The sequence below is a fragment of the Luteimonas sp. GW821-FHT14E02 genome, from assembly GCF_058803905.1.
This window is the reverse complement of the sequence record NZ_JBXAPK010000004.1, coordinates 251,789-269,754: the sequence shown is the minus strand read 5'-3', so window position 1 is coordinate 269,754 and position 17,966 is coordinate 251,789. Positions and strand designations below refer to the sequence as shown.

General features: G+C 64.9%; 19 protein-coding genes. 5 read left to right on the top strand and 14 right to left on the bottom strand.

Annotation, left to right across the window (positions count from 1 at the left end; translation table 11 throughout):
- Positions 1 to 60: 60 nt before the first annotated feature.
- On the bottom strand, positions 61 to 1,512 hold the full coding sequence (locus AC1RNP_RS08875) for a bifunctional 2-methylcitrate dehydratase/aconitate hydratase (protein ID WP_493050884.1): 1,452 nt from the start codon (positions 1,510 to 1,512) through the stop codon (positions 61 to 63).
- A 163-nt stretch (positions 1,513 to 1,675) separates the two neighbouring features.
- On the opposite strand from AC1RNP_RS08875, the gene AC1RNP_RS08870 reads away from it, so the two are divergent.
- Positions 1,676 to 2,458 carry a DODA-type extradiol aromatic ring-opening family dioxygenase gene (locus AC1RNP_RS08870; protein ID WP_493050999.1) on the top strand — a complete coding sequence of 261 codons (783 nt, stop codon included), beginning with the start codon at positions 1,676 to 1,678 and terminating at the stop codon, positions 2,456 to 2,458.
- Positions 2,459 to 2,506: 48 nt separating this feature from the next.
- On the opposite strand, the gene secF is transcribed toward AC1RNP_RS08870, so the two are convergent.
- The 6 genes from secF to AC1RNP_RS08840 form a co-directional block, all read right to left on the bottom strand.
- Entirely contained in the window at positions 2,507 to 3,472 is a 966-nt protein-coding gene (secF, locus tag AC1RNP_RS08865) for a protein translocase subunit SecF (protein WP_493050883.1), read from the bottom strand.
- A gap of 66 nt (positions 3,473 to 3,538) precedes the next feature.
- Positions 3,539 to 5,422 (bottom strand): protein translocase subunit SecD, encoded by a 1,884-nt coding sequence (gene secD / locus AC1RNP_RS08860; RefSeq protein WP_493050882.1) that lies wholly within the window; start codon positions 5,420 to 5,422, stop codon positions 3,539 to 3,541.
- Between the two features lie 101 nt (positions 5,423 to 5,523).
- Entirely contained in the window at positions 5,524 to 5,874 is a 351-nt protein-coding gene (gene yajC, locus AC1RNP_RS08855; RefSeq protein WP_493050881.1) for a preprotein translocase subunit YajC, read from the bottom strand.
- Positions 5,875 to 6,066: 192 nt separating this feature from the next.
- Positions 6,067 to 7,167 (bottom strand): tRNA guanosine(34) transglycosylase Tgt, encoded by a 1,101-nt coding sequence (gene tgt, locus AC1RNP_RS08850; protein ID WP_493050998.1) that lies wholly within the window; start codon positions 7,165 to 7,167, stop codon positions 6,067 to 6,069.
- 5 nt (positions 7,168 to 7,172) lie between these two features.
- Positions 7,173 to 8,225: a tRNA preQ1(34) S-adenosylmethionine ribosyltransferase-isomerase QueA gene (gene queA, locus AC1RNP_RS08845; RefSeq protein WP_493050880.1), complete on the bottom strand. Its 1,053-nt coding sequence runs from the start codon at positions 8,223 to 8,225 to the stop codon at positions 7,173 to 7,175.
- A gap of 73 nt (positions 8,226 to 8,298) precedes the next feature.
- Positions 8,299 to 8,730 carry an Lrp/AsnC family transcriptional regulator gene (locus tag AC1RNP_RS08840; protein ID WP_493050879.1) on the bottom strand — a complete coding sequence of 144 codons (432 nt, stop codon included), beginning with the start codon at positions 8,728 to 8,730 and terminating at the stop codon, positions 8,299 to 8,301.
- A gap of 141 nt (positions 8,731 to 8,871) precedes the next feature.
- Here AC1RNP_RS08840 and AC1RNP_RS08835 point away from each other — a divergent pair, with 141 nt between their 5' ends.
- From AC1RNP_RS08835 to AC1RNP_RS08820, 4 genes are read left to right on the top strand one after another with little or no spacing between them, the layout of a single operon-like run.
- Positions 8,872 to 10,404 carry an aminotransferase class III-fold pyridoxal phosphate-dependent enzyme gene (locus AC1RNP_RS08835; protein WP_493050878.1) on the top strand — a complete coding sequence of 511 codons (1,533 nt, stop codon included), beginning with the start codon at positions 8,872 to 8,874 and terminating at the stop codon, positions 10,402 to 10,404.
- A gap of 41 nt (positions 10,405 to 10,445) precedes the next feature.
- The gene (locus AC1RNP_RS08830) at positions 10,446 to 10,979 is read left to right on the top strand and encodes a DinB family protein (protein ID WP_493050877.1); all 534 of its coding nucleotides are present in this window, start codon (positions 10,446 to 10,448) and stop codon (positions 10,977 to 10,979) included.
- Between the two features lie 18 nt (positions 10,980 to 10,997).
- Positions 10,998 to 11,630, top strand: a complete 633-nt coding sequence (gene upp, locus AC1RNP_RS08825; protein WP_493050876.1) for a uracil phosphoribosyltransferase — start codon at positions 10,998 to 11,000, stop codon at positions 11,628 to 11,630.
- Positions 11,627 to 11,941 carry a hypothetical protein gene (locus tag AC1RNP_RS08820; protein WP_493050875.1) on the top strand — a complete coding sequence of 105 codons (315 nt, stop codon included), beginning with the start codon at positions 11,627 to 11,629 and terminating at the stop codon, positions 11,939 to 11,941. The genes upp and AC1RNP_RS08820 overlap by 4 nt, the downstream gene beginning before the upstream one ends.
- Before the next feature lie 33 nt (positions 11,942 to 11,974).
- On the opposite strand, the gene AC1RNP_RS08815 is transcribed toward AC1RNP_RS08820, so the two are convergent.
- The 7 genes from AC1RNP_RS08815 to AC1RNP_RS08785 all read right to left on the bottom strand — a co-directional run bounded on the left by AC1RNP_RS08815 (position 11,975) and on the right by AC1RNP_RS08785 (position 17,960).
- Positions 11,975 to 12,976 (bottom strand): TMEM43 family protein, encoded by a 1,002-nt coding sequence (locus AC1RNP_RS08815; RefSeq protein WP_493050874.1) that lies wholly within the window; start codon positions 12,974 to 12,976, stop codon positions 11,975 to 11,977.
- Positions 12,977 to 13,032: 56 nt separating this feature from the next.
- On the bottom strand, positions 13,033 to 13,920 hold the full coding sequence (locus AC1RNP_RS08810) for an MBL fold metallo-hydrolase (RefSeq protein WP_493050873.1): 888 nt from the start codon (positions 13,918 to 13,920) through the stop codon (positions 13,033 to 13,035).
- 70 nt (positions 13,921 to 13,990) lie between these two features.
- A complete protein-coding gene (locus AC1RNP_RS08805; RefSeq protein ID WP_493050872.1) occupies positions 13,991 to 14,578 on the bottom strand; it encodes a hypothetical protein in 588 nt (195 codons plus the stop codon).
- 85 nt (positions 14,579 to 14,663) lie between these two features.
- A complete protein-coding gene (gene ggt / locus AC1RNP_RS08800) occupies positions 14,664 to 16,412 on the bottom strand; it encodes a gamma-glutamyltransferase (protein ID WP_493050871.1) in 1,749 nt (582 codons plus the stop codon).
- 24 nt (positions 16,413 to 16,436) lie between these two features.
- Positions 16,437 to 17,063, bottom strand: coding sequence for a LysE family translocator (locus AC1RNP_RS08795; RefSeq protein WP_493050870.1), 627 nt, complete (start codon positions 17,061 to 17,063; stop codon positions 16,437 to 16,439).
- A gap of 25 nt (positions 17,064 to 17,088) precedes the next feature.
- Complete coding sequence (locus tag AC1RNP_RS08790; RefSeq protein ID WP_493050869.1) at positions 17,089 to 17,349, bottom strand: YfhL family 4Fe-4S dicluster ferredoxin; 261 nt, start codon at positions 17,347 to 17,349, stop codon at positions 17,089 to 17,091.
- Between the two features lie 104 nt (positions 17,350 to 17,453).
- A complete protein-coding gene (locus AC1RNP_RS08785) occupies positions 17,454 to 17,960 on the bottom strand; it encodes a hypothetical protein (RefSeq protein WP_493050868.1) in 507 nt (168 codons plus the stop codon).
- Positions 17,961 to 17,966: the final 6 nt, after the last annotated feature.

Sequence of the window (17,966 nt, the reverse complement as noted above, 5' to 3'; positions counted from 1 at the left end):
CATAACAGTTGGGGGAAGCCAAGCCGATGCGCCCCCCTCAACCTTAAGGTCCGTTCAACATTATTGTTGATATAGCTGAATGAAATCGGAAAGTGGGAGCGCATCCAGGGCTTTCGGATCAGCGGCAAGGGCCATCAGGCGGTCGACCTGGCCGGCCGGCAGGTGCGCCCGCAGCGCGGCCTCGCACTTGGCCAGGAGCACCGGAATGCCCTCCCCGCGGCGCTTGCGGTGGCCGATCGGGTAGTCGATCGAGACCTTGTCGGTGGCGCTGCCGTCCTTGAAGAACACCTGCACCGAGTTGCCGATGTACCGCTTGTCGGAATCGAAGTAGTCCTTCGTGAATTGGGGGTTCTCCTGGACCGTCATCCTGTCGCGCAGGGCGTCGATGCGCGGGTCGGCGGCGATGTCATCGTTGTAATCGGCGGCGGTCAGGCGACCGAAGATCAGGGGCACGGCGACCATGTACTGGATGCAGTGGTCGCGATCGGCGTAGTTGGCCAGCGGGCCGGTCTTGTCGATGATGCGCACACCGGCTTCCTGGGTCTCGATCACGATCTTCTCGATCTGGTCGATACGGTCCTTCACCTGGCCGTGAAGCTGCATCGCGCATTCCACTGCGGTCTGGGCGTGGAATTCGGCCGGGTAGCTGATCTTGAACAGGACGTTCTCCATCACGTAGCTGCCGAACGGGCGCTCGAACTGGAATTCCTTGCCCTTGAAGGCGATGTCGTAGAAGCCCCACGTCTTGGCCGAGAGCGCGCTCGGGTAGCCGACCACTTTCTTGTGCGCGGCGTTGATGGCGTGGATGACGGCACGACGGCAGGCATCGCCAGCCGCCCAGCTCTTGCGCGGACCGGTGTTGGGCGCGTGGCGATAGGTGCGCAACACACCGTTGTCGATCCATGAATGCGAGACAGCGGTGATCACGGCCTCCTTGTCGCCGCCGAGCATGGCGGTGGCGACGGCGGTCGAGGCCAGGCGCACCAGGATGACGTGGTCGAGGCCGACGCGGTTGAAGGAGTTCTGCAGCGCGTACACGCCCTGGATCTCGTGCGCCTTGATCGCCCAGCCGAGCGCATCGCGCACGGTCAGGCCCTTGCCGCCTTCCTTCTCGGCCTTGCGCGAGAGGTAGTCGCCGACGGCCAGGATGGTGCCGAGATTGTCGGAGGGATGGCCCCACTCGGCGGCCAGCCAGGTGTCGTTGAAGTCGAGCCAGCGCACCAGGGTGCCGATGTTGAATGCGGCCTGGACCGGATCGAGCTCAAAACTGGTGCCGGGCACACGCGCGCCGCCGGGCAGTTCGCCGCCGGGCACCAGCGGGCCGAGATGCTTGACGCAGTCGGGAAACTTCATCGCCAGCATCGCGCAGGCCAGCGAGTCGAGCAGCATGTAGCGGGCGGTGTCGTAGGCCTCGGCCGAATCGATCTTCGTGTCGATGACGTAGTCCGCGATGTCGACCATCGGTTGGTCGGGTTTCGGGCGGACGGCGGAACGGATATCGGCGTGGCTCATCGGCGGCTCTGGTCGTGGGCGGAGGGAAGTCGCGTATTTTGCCAGAGCGCAGTGGATGAACCGTCGTTTCCCCCGCCGATCGGTGCGATCCCGGCAACGTAGAGGCCCACCCATCGCGCTTGTGGCGGACCGGTCCGGGCAGCATCGTCGGGGCATGAATGCGATTTCTCCCCTTCCCTCACTGTTCCTGTCGCATGGCTCGCCAATGCTGGCGGTCGAGGATTCGCCCGCCGGCCGCTTCCTGGACGGCCTGGGCGAACAGCTGCCGCGACCGCGCGCGATCGTGGTCGTCTCGGCCCATTTCATGGCGGAGGCTCCGGTCATCGGCGCGGCGGCGCATCCAGACACCGTGCACGACTTCGGCGGCTTTCCCGCGACGCTGTACAGGATCACCTATCCCGCGCCGGGCGCGCCGGAGCTGGCCGCCGAGATCGCGACCCGCCTCGAAGCGGCCGGACTGACGCCCTCGCTACGCCCGCATCACGGGCTCGACCACGGCGTCTGGGTGCCGCTCAGGCGCATGTATCCGGAAGCCGACCTGCCGGTGGTGCCGGCCTCGGTCAGCCCGCACCGGGACGCCGCCTGGCATCACGCGCTCGGGCGCGCACTCGCGCCCCTGCGCGCGCAGGGCGTGCTGGTGATCGGTTCGGGTGGCTTCGTGCACAACCTCGGCGATCTCGACTGGCGGCATCGTGACGCGCCGCTGGCGCCCTGGTCGCGGGATTTCAGGGACTGGATGTCCGACCGGATCGCGGCGAGCGACACCGACGCCCTGCTCGACTGGACGCGCCAGGCGCCGAATGCACGTCACGCGCATCCGACCACCGAGCACCTGATGCCGCTGTTCGCCGCCATGGGCGCGGGCGGCGAAACGGCCAAGGCCCGCCACCTGCACGATTCATACGAACTGGGAACGCTGGCGCTGGACGCCTTCGCGTTCGACTGAACGACGACGGCCGGCTTGTTGGCCGGCCGCCGCGAAACCCACTCCGGCTTACGGCCTGCGAGCGAGCGCCTCAAGGTCCTTCGCTTTCGGCATCAGGTCCTGCTTGGTGACCTTCAGGAACCCCATCGTCAGCAGCGGACAGGCAATGAAGATCGAGGAGATGGTACCGATCACGATGCCCATCATCTGCGAGATCGCCATGCCTTCCAGCGAGCCGCCGCCGTACAGGTACAGCGCCAGCACCGTCAGGAACGCCACGAACGAAGTAATGATGGTGCGCGAGAGCGTCTGATTGACCGAGCGATTCAGCACCTCGACCGGATCCACGCGCAGGTTGCGGAAGTTCTCGCGCACACGGTCGAACACCACGATGGTGTCGTTGATCGAATAGCCCATCACCGACAGCAGACCGGCGAGCACGGTGAGGTCGAATTCGCGCCCGGTCAGGGCGAAGAAGCCGGCGACGACGAGCACGTCGTGCAAGGTGGTCAGGATCGCGGCGATCGCGAATTTCCACTCGAACCGGAACCAGATGTAGAGCACGAAGCCGACCACCACGAAGGCGAGCGCCCAGCCCGCGTTCCTCGCGAGTTCACCGCCTACCTGTGGGCCGACGAATTCAGAGCGCGCGATCCGAGCCGGATTCTCCGGCGTGGACACCACCTTCAGCACTTCGTTGGCCACGGTGTGGCTGGCCGCGGCCGTTGTCGCGCCTTCACGCGATTGCAGGCGAATCAGCAGATCACTACTGCTGCCGTAGCTCTGCACCTGCGCGCTCGTATAGCCAGCCTTCTCGATGCGCTCGCGCACCGGGTCGATGTCGATGGGCTTGTCGAAATGCAGCTCGACCAACGTGCCACCGGTGAAATCGAGCGCGAAATTGAAGCCTTTGAAGGCGATTGCCCAGACCGCCACCAGCGCCAGCGCCGTGGCGACGGCGAGCGACACCCAGCGCAAGCGCATGAAGTTGATGTTGGTGTCGTTCGGGATCAGGTGCAACGGGAAAAGTTTCATGATGGTGCGCTCTTCTTTGGAAAGTCCGCACAAGGATGTGCGGGCTCTTGCGAAGGGACTCGCGTACTAGATGGCCAGGGTCTTCAGTTTCTTGCGGCGGCCGTAAAGCAGTGTGGCCAGCGCGCGCGAAACCGTGACGGCGGTGAAGACGGAGGTCAGGATGCCGACGATCATGGTGATCGCGAAGCCCTTCAGCGGACCGGTACCAAAGGCGAACAGGGCGACGCCTGCCAGCAGCGCGGTCATGTTGGAGTCGAAGATCGTGCCGGAGGCCTTGTCGTAACCCGTGGCGATGGCCGTCTTCGGCGGCATGCCCGCACGCAACTCCTCGCGGATACGCTCGTTGATCAGCACGTTGGCATCCACCGACATGCCCACCGACAACGCCAGACCGGCGAAGCCGGGCAAGGTCATGGTCGCGCCGAACAACGACATCACCGCGATCACCATCAGCAGGTTGAGCAGCAGCGCCACACAGGTGATCAGGCCGAACATGCGGTAATAGATCAGGAAGAACGCCAGCGCGAACAGGAACGAGTACATCACCGCGGTGGTACCGCGCTCGACGTTCTCCTTGCCGAGACTGGGACCGACCACGCGTTCCTCGACGAAGTCCATCGGCGCGGCCAGCGAACCGGAGCGCAGGAGCTTGGCCAGATTATCGGCCTCATCCCGCTTCAACCCGGTGGTCTGAAAGTTGCGGCTGAAGACGCCCTTGATCTCGGAGGGTGAAAGAGCCTCTTCACTCACTCTGACACTGCGCACTTCCTTGCCATCGACGATCTTGGTTTCCGGCACACGCTCGATATACACCACTGACATCAACTTGCCGACGTTCTGGCTGGTGAAGTCGAACATGCGTTGACCGGCAATGCTGTTCAGAGTGATGTCGACGGCCGGCAAGCCATTCTGGTCCACGCCAGAACGGGCATCTACCATTTCGTCGCCGGAGGCGATAATACGTTTGCTTAGCAGGATGGGTTGCGGCTTGCCGTCAAGGTCTAGGCGATCACGCAGATAGTAGACACGCGCCTCCGGGGGAATCTTGCCGGCGGCGATAGCATCCGCAGCGTTACCGTCGATCACTGCCCGGAACTCCAGCGTCGCCGTGGCGCCGATCAGCTGTTTCGCCCGCGCCGTATCCTGAATGCCGGGGAGCTGCACGACCACACGATCCGTCCCCTGCCGCTGCACGATCGGTTCGGCGACGCCGAGTTGATTGATTCGGTTACGCAACGTACCGATGTTCTGCTCGATCGCGCCGAGCTGGATACGATTAATCTCGCTGTCGGATACGCGCACGACGATATTGCCGTTTTCCACCGACTGCTCCAGCCCGCTGGTGGTGGCACCTGGTGCGATCACCTTTTCGCTCAGCACTTTTTGCGCTGCGGAAATGTTCGCGCCGGACGTGAGCGTGACCAATATGCTGTTGTCAGTGCGACGATTGACGGACTCGTAGCCGACGCGGCCTTCTCGCAATACCGCCCGGATGTCGTCTGCATAACCGTTGAGGCGTTTGTCGAGCGCGGCTTTCTGATCCACCTGCAACAGGAAGTGCACACCACCCTGCAGGTCGAGACCGAGCAGCATCGGACGCGCGAACAGCTTCTCCAGCCAGGACGGCACGGTCGTGGCGAGATTGAGCGCGACCACGTAGTTCTCGCCGAGCGCGGGACGCAGGGCATCCGCGGCCTTGGTCTGCACATCCAGCACGGGCAGGCGCACCAGCAGGTTGCCGTCCTCGACCGCGACGGACTTGGGCGTGATGCCCGCGGTCTTGAGCGTGGTTTCCACCTTCAGACGCAAGGCGTCGTCGATGGTGGCGCCCCGGCTCGCGGTGATCTGCACCGACGGGTCTTGCGGATAGATGTTGGGCAGCGCGTACAAGCCGCTGATCAGCACCACCACCAGGATCAGGATGTATTTCCAGCGAGGAAATTCGAGCATCGGAACATTTCCATGGCGCCACTCCGGATCGGATCAGGCGCCTGCACGACGAACGGAATCAATTCCGGCCACGGCGTTTCCGCGGCCGGAAGAACGGAAGATCAGGCGGACTTCAGCGTGCCCTTCGGCAGCACGTTGCCGACGGCACCCTTCTGCACGCGCACGCGCACGTTGTCGGCGATCTCGACGGAGATGAAGCTGTCGCCGATCTCGCGCACCACACCGGCGATGCCGCCGTTGGTGATCACTTCGTCGCCGGGGGCGAGCTTCTCCAGCATCGCGCGATGTTCCTTCTGGCGCTTCATCTGCGGGCGGATCATGATGAAATACATCACCGCGAGCAGGACTAGCGGCAGAACGAAAACGCCGAAACCACCACCCGCGGGGGCCTGTGCGGCGCCCTGCGCATGGGCGGGGGAAATCACGAGGTCAAGCAGGTCGAGCGGGCTCATTCACTGGGTTCCACTGGCTGTATTGGGAAAGTCCGCACATCGAGCCGCGCCGTCAGCGCGGGGAGGTGTGCGAGCTTTTGCGGAGGGACCCGCAAACATCGAAGTATGCCATGCCGCCCGGGGGATTGGCTTCACGGGACGGGGGAGCGCCCCTGCGAACGATCTCCCTCCGCCGGGGAACCGCCCCCCGGCCTACCGGCTTCTGGCTCGGTAGAAAGACTCCCGGAAGTCCGCAAAGGTTCCCGCCTCGATGGCTGAGCGCATCTGCGCCATCAGCCGCTGGTAGTACCAGAGGTTGTGCAGCGTGCCGAGGATCGGCGCCAGCATCTCGTTGCAGCGGTCGAGGTGGCGCAGGTAGGCGCGGGTGTAGCCGTGGCTGCAGGCGTAGCAGCCGCAGCCCTCCTCGATCGGCCCGGTATCGTGCTCGTACTTGGCGTTGCGGATGCGCACCGTGCCGAAGGAGGTGAAGTAATGGCCGTTACGGGCGTTGCGGGTGGGCATCACGCAGTCGAACATGTCCACGCCGCGGGCGACGGCCTCCACGAGATCCTCGGGACGTCCGACTCCCATCAGATAACGCGGCCGATCGTCCGGCAACTGCGGACAGGTGTGTTCGAGCATGGCATTGCGCTCGGCCTCCGGTTCGCCGACCGCGAGTCCGCCGATGGCGTAGCCATCGAAGCCGATCTGCTTCAGCCCCTCCGCCGAACGCGTGCGCAAGCCGTGATGCACCCCGCCCTGCACGATGCCGAACAGCGCCGCGTCGTTGCCCTCGTGCGCGCGACGGCTGCGCTCGGCCCAGCGCAGCGACAGTTCCATCGACTTGCGCGCGACCTCCTCGGTGGCAGGATACGGCGTGCATTCGTCGAAGATCATCACGATGTCGGAATCGAGCGCCTTCTGGATACGCATGCTCTCTTCCGGCCCGAGGAACACGGTGGAGCCATCGGTCGGCGCGGCGAAGGTCACGCCGGCCTCGCTGATCTTGCGGCGATGCGCCAGCGAGAACACCTGGAAGCCACCGGAGTCGGTGAGGATGGGGCCGTCCCAGCGCGAGAAGCCGTGCAGACCACCGTGCGCCTCGATCACATCCAGTCCCGGCCGCAGATAGAGATGGAAGGTATTGCCGAGAATGATCTCGGCGCCGAGCGCGCGCACCTGTTCCGGCAGCACGCCCTTCACCGATCCGTAGGTGCCCACCGGCATGAAGGCCGGCGTTTCCACCGTGCCGCGCGGAAATGTCAGGCGGCCACGGCGCGCGACTCCGTCATTGCCGAGCAGCTCGAACGACATGCAGCTCATGCCGCGCTTCCCGGCCAAAGCAGCATCGCATCACCATAGGAAAAGAAGCGATAACGCTCGCGCACCGCATGCTCGTAGGCGGCGAACACGCGCGCCTTGCCGGCGAACGCCGAAACCAGCATCAACAAGGTCGACTCCGGAAGATGGAAGTTGGTCAGCAGCGCATCGACGGAACGGATGCGGTAACCGGGAAAAATGAAGATGCGCGTCTCGCCTGCGAACGGCAGCAACTCACCCTGTTGCGTGGCCTGGCTTCTAGACAAAGCTGATTCGAGCGCGCGCACCACCGTCGTGCCCACCGCGATCACACGTCCGCCGGCGGCACGCGTGCGACGCACCTGCTCGACCAGTTCGGCGCCGACGTTGAGCCATTCGCTGTGCATGTGGTGCTCGCGCAGATCCTCCACGCGCACCGGCTGAAACGTGCCGGCGCCCACGTGCAGCGTCACATGGCCGAACGCGACGCCACGCGCGCGCAGCGCTTCGAGCAAGGCATCGTCGAAATGCAGGCCGGCGGTGGGCGCGGCGACGGCGCCGACCTGGCGCGCGAACACGGTCTGATAACGCTCCACATCGTCAGCGCCCGGCTCGCGACGAATGTAGGGTGGCAACGGCAGGCGCCCGACGCGCAGCAACCACGATTCGAGCGCATCCCCGACATGGAAGCGCAGGTGATAGAACTCGCCCTCGCGATGCAGCACTTCGGCTTCGCCGCCGCCGTCCAGTTCGATCACGCCACCGGCCTTCGGCGATTTGCTCGCGCCGACCTGCGCGCGCGCCTCGTTGTTCGGCAGCAGGCGCTCGATCAGGATTTCAACGCGGCCGCCGCTGCCCCGCTTCTGCCCAAACAACCGCGCGGGGATCACGCGCGTGTCGTTGAACACCAGTAGATCGCCGGCGCGCAGCTGCGACGGCAGATCGCGCACGTGGCGATCCACGAAGTCGCCCTCGGGCGGCACGACCAGCATGCGGCTGGCCGAGCGCTCGGCGAGCGGCGCCTGCGCGATCAGCTCGGGCGGCAGCGAGTAGTGGAAATCCGATTTTTTCAAGAGGATCAGGGACGATCGGGCTCGGGGAATCGGCTATTTTAGACGTTTGCGCAAGGCGACACCGGTCCGCCGATCATCGTTCGAACTTGGTGGAGAGAATCAGCGCCGAGGTCGTCCGCTCCACGCCGTCGATGACACCGATGCGATCGGTGAGCACGTCCATCTCGCCCAGCGTGGACACCACCCCCAGGGCGATCAGGTCGTAGGCGCCGGTCACCGAATGCAGCAGCCGCAGCTCCGGCATGGCCTTGAGCGCCTTGGTGACCGCGATCATCTGCTTGGGCTGCACCGCGATCATGATGTGCGCGCGGACTAGGCTGCGCTCGAGGTCGCCGGGCACCCGCACGGTGTAGCCGGCGATCACCCCCTGGCGTTCCAGCCGCTCGATCCGGCTCTGCACGGTGGTCCGCGACAGCCCTAGGCGACGCGCGATTTCGGCGGTCGGCGCCCGCGCGTTCTCGCGCAGCAGGGACAGGAGTTGCTGGTCGAGAGCAGTGATCTTCATCGGGACCTTGAACGTCTGGCAGATTCATTTTCGGCGATTCGCCGAAATATAGCGGCATTTCTATCAGATCGCCTCTGTTAAACGACGAAACAATCCAGATAATAGTCACTTACCCCCGCAACGGGAGGCCGGGAGGCCGCCATGACGACCCTCATCAACGCACTCGCCCCGCTCCGCGCCCATCAGGGCCGCCGCCGCACGCAGGGGCTGGATGACGCCACCATTCTGAAGTTCGCCACCACGCATCCCGACCTCGGTGCCGCCGTCGAGGCCGCCGTCGCCGAATACGCGCGCATCAAGGGCGAGTTCGCCGATCTGCTCGATCTCGACGAGGACGCGCAGGCACGCGCCGTGCAGGCCGGGTTCGTCAATTTCTATCCGCAGGATGGCGTGAATCCCTATGTGGCGCTGGCCGCTCGCGGCAGCTGGATCGTCACGCTCAAGGGCGCCGTGGTCTACGACACCGGCGGCTACGGCATGCTCGGCTTCGGTCACACGCCGCAGCCGGTGATCGATGCCATGTCGCGCCCGCAGGCGATGGCGAATGTGATGACGCCGAACCTGGCGCAACTGCGCTTCGAGCGCGCCCTGCGCAAGGAGATCGGACACTCGCGCGCCACTTCGACAGCGGGCGACGGCTGCCCCTACGCGGCCTTCATGTGCCTCAACTCGGGTTCCGAATCGGTGACGCTGGCCGCGCGCATCGCCGACATCAACACCAAGACCATGACCGATCCGGGCGCCAAGTACGCCGGCCGGCAGGTCAAGCGCCTGGTGGTGAAAGGCAGCTTCCACGGCCGCACCGAGCGCCCCGCGCTGTACTCCGACTCCAGCCGCAAGAGCTACATGCAGTTCCTCGCCAGCTACCGCGGCGAGGACACGGTGATCACGATTCCGCCCTACGACATCGACGCACTGAAGCAGGTGTTCGCCGACGCCGACCGCAACGGCTGGTACATCGAGGCGATGTTCCTCGAGCCGGTGATGGGCGAAGGCGATCCCGGACGCAGCGTGCCACCGGCCTTCTACGCCGCCGCGCGCGAACTCACCAAGGCGCATGGCGCGCTGCTGCTGGTCGACTCGATCCAGGCCGGCCTGCGCGCACACGGCGTACTGTCGATCGTCGACTATCCCGGCTTCGAACAGCTCGAAGCGCCGGACATGGAAACCTATTCCAAGGCGCTCAACGCCGGCCAGTACCCGCTGTCGGTGCTGGCGGTGAGCGAGCGCGCCGCCCACATCTACAAGCGCGGCACCTACGGCAACACCATGACCACCAACCCGCGCGCACTCGACGTGGCCTGCGCGGTGCTCGAACAGCTGACCCCGGAACTGCGCCGCAACGTGCGCGAGCGCGGGCGCGAAGCCGTGGAGAAGCTGGAGACACTGAAGGACGAACTGGGCGGCCTGATCAAGAAGGTCCAGGGCACCGGCCTGCTGTTCTCCTGCGAACTCGACCCGCGCTTCAAGGGATACGGCGCCGGCTCCAGCGAGGAATGGCTGCGCGAGCACGGCATGGGCGTCATTCACGGCGGCGAGAACTCGCTGCGCTTCACGCCGGTGTTCGCAGTGAGCAGCGAGGAGATCGACCTGATCGTGACGATGGTCAAGCGCGCACTGCTCGAAGGTCCGCAACAGCGGCATGCCGACGAGAATCGGGCCGCGGCAGCGTAAAATCGGGAACGAATAACGACCGGGACATGGAGGAAAAGCCAATGGAAGCCATCACAGCATCCGGCGCATCCTCCCTGCTGACCCGTCTGTTCCAGTACAAGGCCTGGGCCAACGATGCGTTCCTGACGGAGTTCCGGGCGCAGAGCCCGGCGATCCCCGAAGCGGATCGCCATCTCGCCATTCGTCTCCTCAACCACGCCCACGTGGTGGATCGCATCTTCGCCGCGCATCTCGCCGGCAAGGCGCATGCCTACACGGGCACGAATACGCCTGATACGCCGACGCTCGAAGCCTTGCACCAGGCCATCGCCGAATCCGATCGCTGGTATCTGGATTACGTCGACGGCATCTCGCCGAAACGACTTTCCGAGGAAATCGCCTTCGATTTCACCGACGGCGCGAAGGGACGCATGTCCCGCGAGGAGATGCTGATGCACGTGGCGCTCCACGCCGGCTACCATCGCGGACAGGTCGGCCGCATCCTGCCGCAGCTGACCTCCGCGCCGCCGCAGGACACCTTCACCACCTACCTGCACAAATTCGAACCCGACCGCCGCCGGCGGGACGACCCCTAGCCCTAAGCACAGGCTGCAATGAAAATCGTCGAAGTCCGCCACCCTCTCGTGCAGCACAAGCTCGGTTTGATGCGCCGTGCCGACAACAGCACCAAGACCTTCCGCGAGTTGTCGGCGGAAGTCGCCACCCTGCTCACCTACGAAGCCACCGCCGATCTCGAGACCGAGGAAGCGGAACTCGAAGGCTGGGCCGGCCCGGTGCGCGTGCGCCGCATCAAGGGCCGCAAGATCACCCTGGTGCCGATCCTGCGCGCCGGCATCGGCATGCTGCCGGGCGTGCTGGAACTGATTCCCGCGGCGAAAGTCAGCGTGGTCGGCATCAAGCGCGACGAAGCCTCGCTGGAAGCGATGCCCTACTACGAGAACCTGGTCGGCGACATGCAGGATCGCATCGCGCTGATCCTCGATCCGATGCTCGCCACCGGCGGCACGTTAATTGCCACGGTCGACATGCTCAAGGCCGCGGGTGCTGCGCGCATCAAGGGACTGTTCCTGGTCGCCGCGCCGGAAGGCCTGCAGGCGCTGGAAGCCGCGCATCCCGACGTCGAGGTCTATGTCGCCTCGATCGACGAGCGGCTCAATGAGAAGGGCTACATCCTGCCCGGGCTTGGCGATGCCGGGGACAAGATCTTCGGTACCCGTGTCGAATGAAGCATTACTTCAAACGTCGCTGGGAGGAATCCCGTGGAGATCAGCACGATGCTTGGGGAGCGTCATGGTGGTTCTTTGAGACCGACGATGAGTTCTGGCCAGATCGACAAATTGAAATTTATGATGCCGGACAAGTGTTGTTCTACCACCGCCATCATCTAAACGATATCTATGGTGGTCTTGGCGAATGTGCGTTGGATTCGAGTGAATTTGAGGCCTTTCGGATCACGCAAGCCGAGTTCGAATACGAATGGAGCACTCACAAGCCTTTGAATGAATTGCTTCCAGACCTAAAATTAAGCAAGGACTAATGCATGATCCAGGCCAATTCAGCGCCCGGATCACTATGAAGCATGGCGAACAATCAACCAAAAGCTAGCAAAAGCCATCGCGGCCATGGTCAACCAGGTTATTCCCGTCCCGTAGAAGCGTCCGAACGTCTTGCCGCTGCTGCGCGAAAGTCCGATCGCATGCATGACGCGTCCCAGTAACAACGCGCTTCCGAATCCCCATAGCCAGGCAGTGGGCAGGCCCGCCAGTTCCAACACCAGCAGCAACAGCAATCCCATCGGAACGTATTCGATGAAATTGGCATGCACGCGAATGCGCCGTATCAGCAGCGCATCACCTCCGTCGCCCATGTCGATCCGGTGCCGCATGCGGTAGAGGGAGACTCGTGCTGCCAGGACGACCAGCAGCAGCACATGCAGCGCTGCGAACAGCAACGAAATCTTCGGCATCGTGCGCCCCTTCTGCCTGTCCACGACCGTGCCGGCGTCTTCGCTGACAGGATCTGCCGGCAACACGGCCAACGTCCAACGGCCATCGTGTTCGAGAACTAGCCTGTCGTCCAACGGCGGCAATACCAGTTCGCGCCAGGTGATGCGCAGATCGCCGATCCGCGGCGCCAGCGGATTGTCGGCGCTGCCGAGGCCCTCGCCTTCCGGCTGGAAGGTCGCGGCCATGTTGCCGGGCAATGCCGAGAAGCTCGGCCGCATGCTCCGCCACTGTCCCAGTTGCGCCACCAGAGCGTCATCGAGCGGTTTGCCCTCCAACGTCAGCTGCGCCCGCCATTCGCGGCTTTGCAGCGGCATCGATTTCGGATTGTCGTGCCCAGGCGCGAACTCGCTGGAATCGACCGGCGTGTCGCGCCAGGATTGCCGGTATCCGCCGCCGTCCCGCGTCCATTGATACATCTCGACGTGGCGCTCCAGCGCGGCCTGATGCGTCCCGACACCGAAGTCGACATCGCGTGGCGCCTTGACGATGCGCGGCGGCTCCTGCGGCGCGGTCTGTGCGAATGCGAAGCCCGGGCACACGGCCAGCGAGCACATGACCAGGAGCACGGCGCACGCCTGCGACAGCCACAAGCGACACCGCCGCCCCCCGTGCGAGAAGCGCATTACCCGAGCGTCCTCGCCTGCAGCTCCGCCACCTCGTGCGCGGTGCCGAACCGGCCCTTCGCATCACGCACCACCTGCGCGAGCGCGCACGCGGGATCGTGCGTGAAGAACAGATGCACGTTGCGCGCGAGCTTGTCTTCCAGGAACGCGCGCTTCTCGTCGATCAGCAGTTCGGCATTGCGGTCATAACCCATCGTGATCGGCACATGCACCCAGGGCTTGCCTGGCACGAGGTCGGCGCAGAACACGACGCCGCCATGCGGTTCGCCATCGATGATTTCCGGCCCGACGATCTCGGCCAGCATCAGGCCCGGCGTATGTCCGTCGCTGTAGTGGAAGCGCACCGTGTCGCCCAGCGTGTTCGAACGGTCGCCGTGCACGATTTCCAGACGGCCGCTGGCTTCGAGCAAATCCGGAAGCTCGGCGATGTAGCTGGCGCGATCGCGCGAATGCGGATGGCGCGCACGCTGCCACTGTTCCGCGCCAACGAGAAACACCGCATTGGGGAACAGCAGTTGCGGCGCGCGCCCTTCCGCCCACGGCGCCAGCAGGCCGCCGGCATGGTCGAAGTGCAGGTGCGAGAGCACCACCACCTCGATGTCCTCGTGCGTGAATCCGGCTTCGTGCAGCGAGTCCAGCAGCACGTGACGCTCCTCGACCACGCCGTAGCGTTCGCGCAGCTTCGGTTCGAAGAACGCGCCGATGCCGGTTTCGAACAGCACAGTCTTGCCGTTCAGCGGGCTCGCCAGCAATGCGCGGCAGGCAAGCGGAATGCGATTCTGCGCATCGGGTGCGAGCCAGTGCTCCCACATCGCGCGCGGCGCGTTGCCGAACATCGCACCGCCATCGAGGCGCTGGCTGTTGCCGAGAAGGGACCAGAGTTTCATGACGACAGGATACGCCCTGGGCGTTAGGGCGTCGTTGAACAAGCCGGAAACAAAGCGACTTCGACGCGTGCTACTGCGCGCTTGCCGCCGTGGCGAAATGGAAGACGAAAGTGCCGGCCCGCCCGTTCTCGGCCTGAACACGGATCGGCGCCAGCGGGCTGTCAGCGGTCAGCATCGCGCTGCCACCGGCGAGCACCGCCTTGCCGATCACGCCGGGCGAACGGCCCGTGACCTTGATGAGCATTTCCTGCCCGGGCACCAGCACCACGCGCGCCATCGAGGGGTCGCTGCCGCGCGGTGTCACCACACGTTCGGCTTCGCTGTCGCTGTAGTCGCGCGGCGCCAGTTCGAACAGCGACTGCCCGCCGGCTTCCACCGCGAACGACCAGGTGGTGGTGCCGTTGCTGCCGTCGTCGAGCACTTCGATCTTCTGCAGGGTCAGCGTCACCGCGGTTTTCTTCGGCGCCTGCGAGGCGGCCACGGCCGGTTCCGGTTTCGCCGGCGCCGCCGCGGGTGTCGTCGTCGCGGGCGCCGGCTTCTCCGTCCACATGTCGCTGACGTTCTTGACCAGCGTGGTCAGAGCGACGAGGAAAGCGACCCCGGCGGCGGCCAAGGTCGGCACACGGGTGTACCAGGGTTTCTTGGACTCGTCGGTCACGGGGAGTTCGTCGCGGCGATGTGTTGACGGACGTGCAATCTACTGCAAGCGCAGGCAACTGCAAATCTTGCCCGGCGCCACGGCCTCAGCGCGCGAGTTCCACCTTGGCCGCGCCGACCGGATTGCGTGGATCGCTCCCGCCGGACAGGACGCCCCGCGTCTTGTCCCACTCCACCGTCTGCAGGTTGCCCCAGACGTGGCTGGAGCCCACTCGATTGGAGCCGCGCCCGCCGGCGGCGCTGTCACCGGGCAGATCGAGCTTGTGGCCCATCGCCTGCAAGGCCGCCGCGGTCTGTGGCGAGAATGCGTTGCTTTCGGCCTCGATCTCGTCCGGCAGCCACTGATGGTGGTAGCGCGGCAGCGCGGCCACGGCCTGCGCGTCGAGGCCGGCGTCGTAGCCGAGTACGCCCAGCAGCACCATGGTGATGATGCGGCTGCCACCGGGAGTGCCGAGCACGGCCACCTTGTCCTTTGATTCCATGAAGGTCGGCGTCATCGAACTCAGCATGCGCTTGCCCGGTTTCGGCGCGTTGGCGTCGAACCCCATCACGCCGAAGGCGTTGGGCGTACCGGGTTTGAGCGCGAAGTCGTCCATCTCGTCGTTGAGCAGCACGCCAGTGCCGGGCGGGATCAGGCCGGAGCCGTACAGCAGGTTCACCGTCTGCGTGGCGGCGACGCGATTGCCATCCTTGTCGATGATCGAGAAGTGCGTGGTCTCGTCGTCTTCCAGCGGCGTCTGCTTGCCCGAAAGCAGATCGCTCGGTGTCGCCTTGTCGGGATTGATGGTGGCGCGCAGGCCGGCGGCGTAATCGCGGCTGGTCAAGGTGCGCTGCGGGATCTTCACGAAATCCGGATCGCCGAGATAGAAGGTGCGGTCGCGGTAGGCGCGCCGCATCGCCTCGACGACCAGATGCACACGATGCGGCTCGTCGAGCTTGGCGAGATCCCAGCCTTCCAGGATCTGCAGCATGCTCGCCAGCGCGATGCCGCCGGAGGATGGCGGCGGCGCCGTGGTGATCTTCCAGCCACGGTAGTCGAAGCTGATCGGCGCGCGCTCCTTGATCTGATAGCCAGCAAGCTCGTCGGCGGTCCAGAGCCCGCCCTCGGCCTTCACGCCCTTGAGCAGCTTGTCCGCGACTTCGCCGCGATAGAAGCCATCGAAACCTTTGTCGGCGAGCGCCCGCAACGTGCGCGCCAGATCGGGCTGCTTGAACAGGTCGCCTTCCTGGATCGGCTTCCCGTTCGGTGCGTATACCGCGCGCGTGCCGGGATAGCGGTCCATCACACCACGGCGCGAGGCGTAGCCTCTGGCCATGCGCGCGTAGACCGGAAAGCCTTCCTCGGCGATGCGAATCGCCGGCTGCAGCGATGTCTTCAGCGGCAACCAACCGTATTTGCCGGCGAGTTCCACCAGCGCCGCCGGCAAGCCGGGAATGCCGGCCGACCACGGGCCATTCTCGGCACGGTCGGAATCGAGATCGCCGTTCTTGTCGAGATAGGCCTCCGGCGTGGCGGAACGCGGCGCGATCTCGCGGGCATCGAGAAAAACATCGCGCCCGCTCTTGGCATCGTGCAACAGGAAGAAACCGCCGCCGCCGAGCCCCGAACTGATCGGCTCGACCACGGACAACGTCGACGAGACCGCCACCGCCGCGTCGAAAGCATTGCCGCCTTCGCGCAGGATTCGCAGGCCCGCATCGGTGGCCAGCGCGTGGCCGGAAGCGATGGCCGCGCCCGGCGGAGACTTGCCACCGGCCTCTCCTCCCGCCTGCGCCAACGCCAGAGAAGGCGCGAGAACGAACGAAACCAACAACAGCAACAACTTCGATTTCATGCGAATGAACACCAATGCGGAAACCTATCGCTCTTGAAGCGCGAGTTTGGCGCCGAGCCCGAGATAGATGGTCCCCACCACCTTGCCCTGCCAACGGCCAATCCCGCGATTGCGGCCGATCCAGCCGCCGAGCGCGCTGCCAGCCATGGCGACGAGGGATGAATAAATCGCGCTCAGGAGCGCGAACAGCAAACCGAGTTCGGCGAGTTGCAAAGTCACCCCGCCCTGTTCCTGATGCACGAATTGCGGCAGGAAGGCGAGGAAGAACAGCGCCGTCTTCGGATTGAGCATTTCGGTCAGCGCGCCCTGCCGAAAGGCCGTCCAACCGTCGACCTTGCGGGCATTGGGCAGATTCAGCTCGCCGGTCTTCTCGAAGATCGCCTTCAGGCCGAGATACACGAGATAGACGACGCCGGCGTATTTCACGACGGCGAATGCCGTCGCCGAGGTCATCAGCACGGCCGACAGTCCGAAGGTCGCCAGCAGCGCATGCACCAGATCCCCGCAGGCGATGCCCAGGCCGGTCAGGACGCCGATGCGGCGGCCTCCGCTGGCGGCTCGTGCGAGCGTCATCAGGACCGCCGGCCCTGGAATCAGGAACAACGCCAGCACGACCAGGACGAAGGAAAACAGGACGGGAAGTTCGATCACGGGCCCTCCTTACCTGACAGCACTCTCAGGACTGACCCGCATCTTGCTGCAGCCGGCGCAGCTTCGCCAGCAATTGTTCCTGGCTCTCGGGAAATGCGGGGTCCGGATCGATACATTCCACCGGACACACCACCACACACTGCGGCTCGTCGAAATGGCCGACGCATTCGGTGCAGCGCGCCGGGTCGATCACATAGATGGTCTCGCCCTGCGAAATCGCCTGATTCGGGCAGGCTGGTTCGCAAACGTCACAGTTGACGCACAGTTCGTTGATTTTCAGCGACATCGCGACACTTCAATCCATCATTCCGAAACGTGGCGTGGAATCCGCGCGTTTTCAAGCCCGCGCGGATTCCCCGCTGCGTCCGGACGACCCGTCGCGAACGACGGTTACTTCGCCTCGACGAAGACGTAATCCACACCCGCCGGCGTGACGGCTGCCTTGACGCGCTCGCCGTCGGCGGCCTTGCCGATGAACACGACGCGCACGCCCTTCATCGTGCCGGCCGGCACGTCCTTGAACGACTCCACCACGATGTCGGCGATCTTCGCCGAGGACGGCGAGGCATAGGCCAGCATGTTGCCGCTGATGATGCCGCGGGCGACGTCGGTCTTGGCTTTTTCCAGCAGGCGCTCGTAGTTGCCCTGGAAGTCCGGGGTGCTCTCGCCGGGCAGCAGGTACACATACGGCTGGTTGCCCAGATCGGCCGGGCTGTTGCGGGTGACGACGTCGGAGACGTACTCGCGCCACTGCGCGGCGTCCTCGGTGGTCGGCGCGGCGAGCGGTGCCTTGACGGTTTCCTTCGGCGCTTCTTCCTTCTTGCAGGCCGCGAACGGCAGCACGAGGCAGACAACCAGGGCGAAACGCTTCAGAGCCGGATGGGTCAGGATTTTCATGGTGAT

Coding starts and splice junctions, on each gene's coding strand:
- AC1RNP_RS08810 (WP_493050873.1), bottom strand. CDS start 13,920: ATGAAACTCTGGTCCCTTCTCGGCAACAGCCAGCGCCTCGATGGCGGT.
- AC1RNP_RS08830 (WP_493050877.1), top strand. CDS start 10,446: ATGGAAGCCATCACAGCATCCGGCGCATCCTCCCTGCTGACCCGTCTG.
- AC1RNP_RS08835 (WP_493050878.1), top strand. CDS start 8,872: ATGACGACCCTCATCAACGCACTCGCCCCGCTCCGCGCCCATCAGGGC.
- yajC (WP_493050881.1), bottom strand. CDS start 5,874: ATGAGCCCGCTCGACCTGCTTGACCTCGTGATTTCCCCCGCCCATGCG.
- AC1RNP_RS08820 (WP_493050875.1), top strand. CDS start 11,627: ATGAAGCATTACTTCAAACGTCGCTGGGAGGAATCCCGTGGAGATCAG.
- AC1RNP_RS08840 (WP_493050879.1), bottom strand. CDS start 8,730: ATGAAGATCACTGCTCTCGACCAGCAACTCCTGTCCCTGCTGCGCGAG.
- AC1RNP_RS08790 (WP_493050869.1), bottom strand. CDS start 17,349: ATGTCGCTGAAAATCAACGAACTGTGCGTCAACTGTGACGTTTGCGAA.
- secD (WP_493050882.1), bottom strand. CDS start 5,422: ATGCTCGAATTTCCTCGCTGGAAATACATCCTGATCCTGGTGGTGGTG.
- AC1RNP_RS08875 (WP_493050884.1), bottom strand. CDS start 1,512: ATGAGCCACGCCGATATCCGTTCCGCCGTCCGCCCGAAACCCGACCAA.
- AC1RNP_RS08785 (WP_493050868.1), bottom strand. CDS start 17,960: ATGAAAATCCTGACCCATCCGGCTCTGAAGCGTTTCGCCCTGGTTGTC.
- upp (WP_493050876.1), top strand. CDS start 10,998: ATGAAAATCGTCGAAGTCCGCCACCCTCTCGTGCAGCACAAGCTCGGT.
- secF (WP_493050883.1), bottom strand. CDS start 3,472: ATGAAACTTTTCCCGTTGCACCTGATCCCGAACGACACCAACATCAAC.
- ggt (WP_493050871.1), bottom strand. CDS start 16,412: ATGAAATCGAAGTTGTTGCTGTTGTTGGTTTCGTTCGTTCTCGCGCCT.
- tgt (WP_493050998.1), bottom strand. CDS start 7,167: ATGTCGTTCGAGCTGCTCGGCAATGACGGAGTCGCGCGCCGTGGCCGC.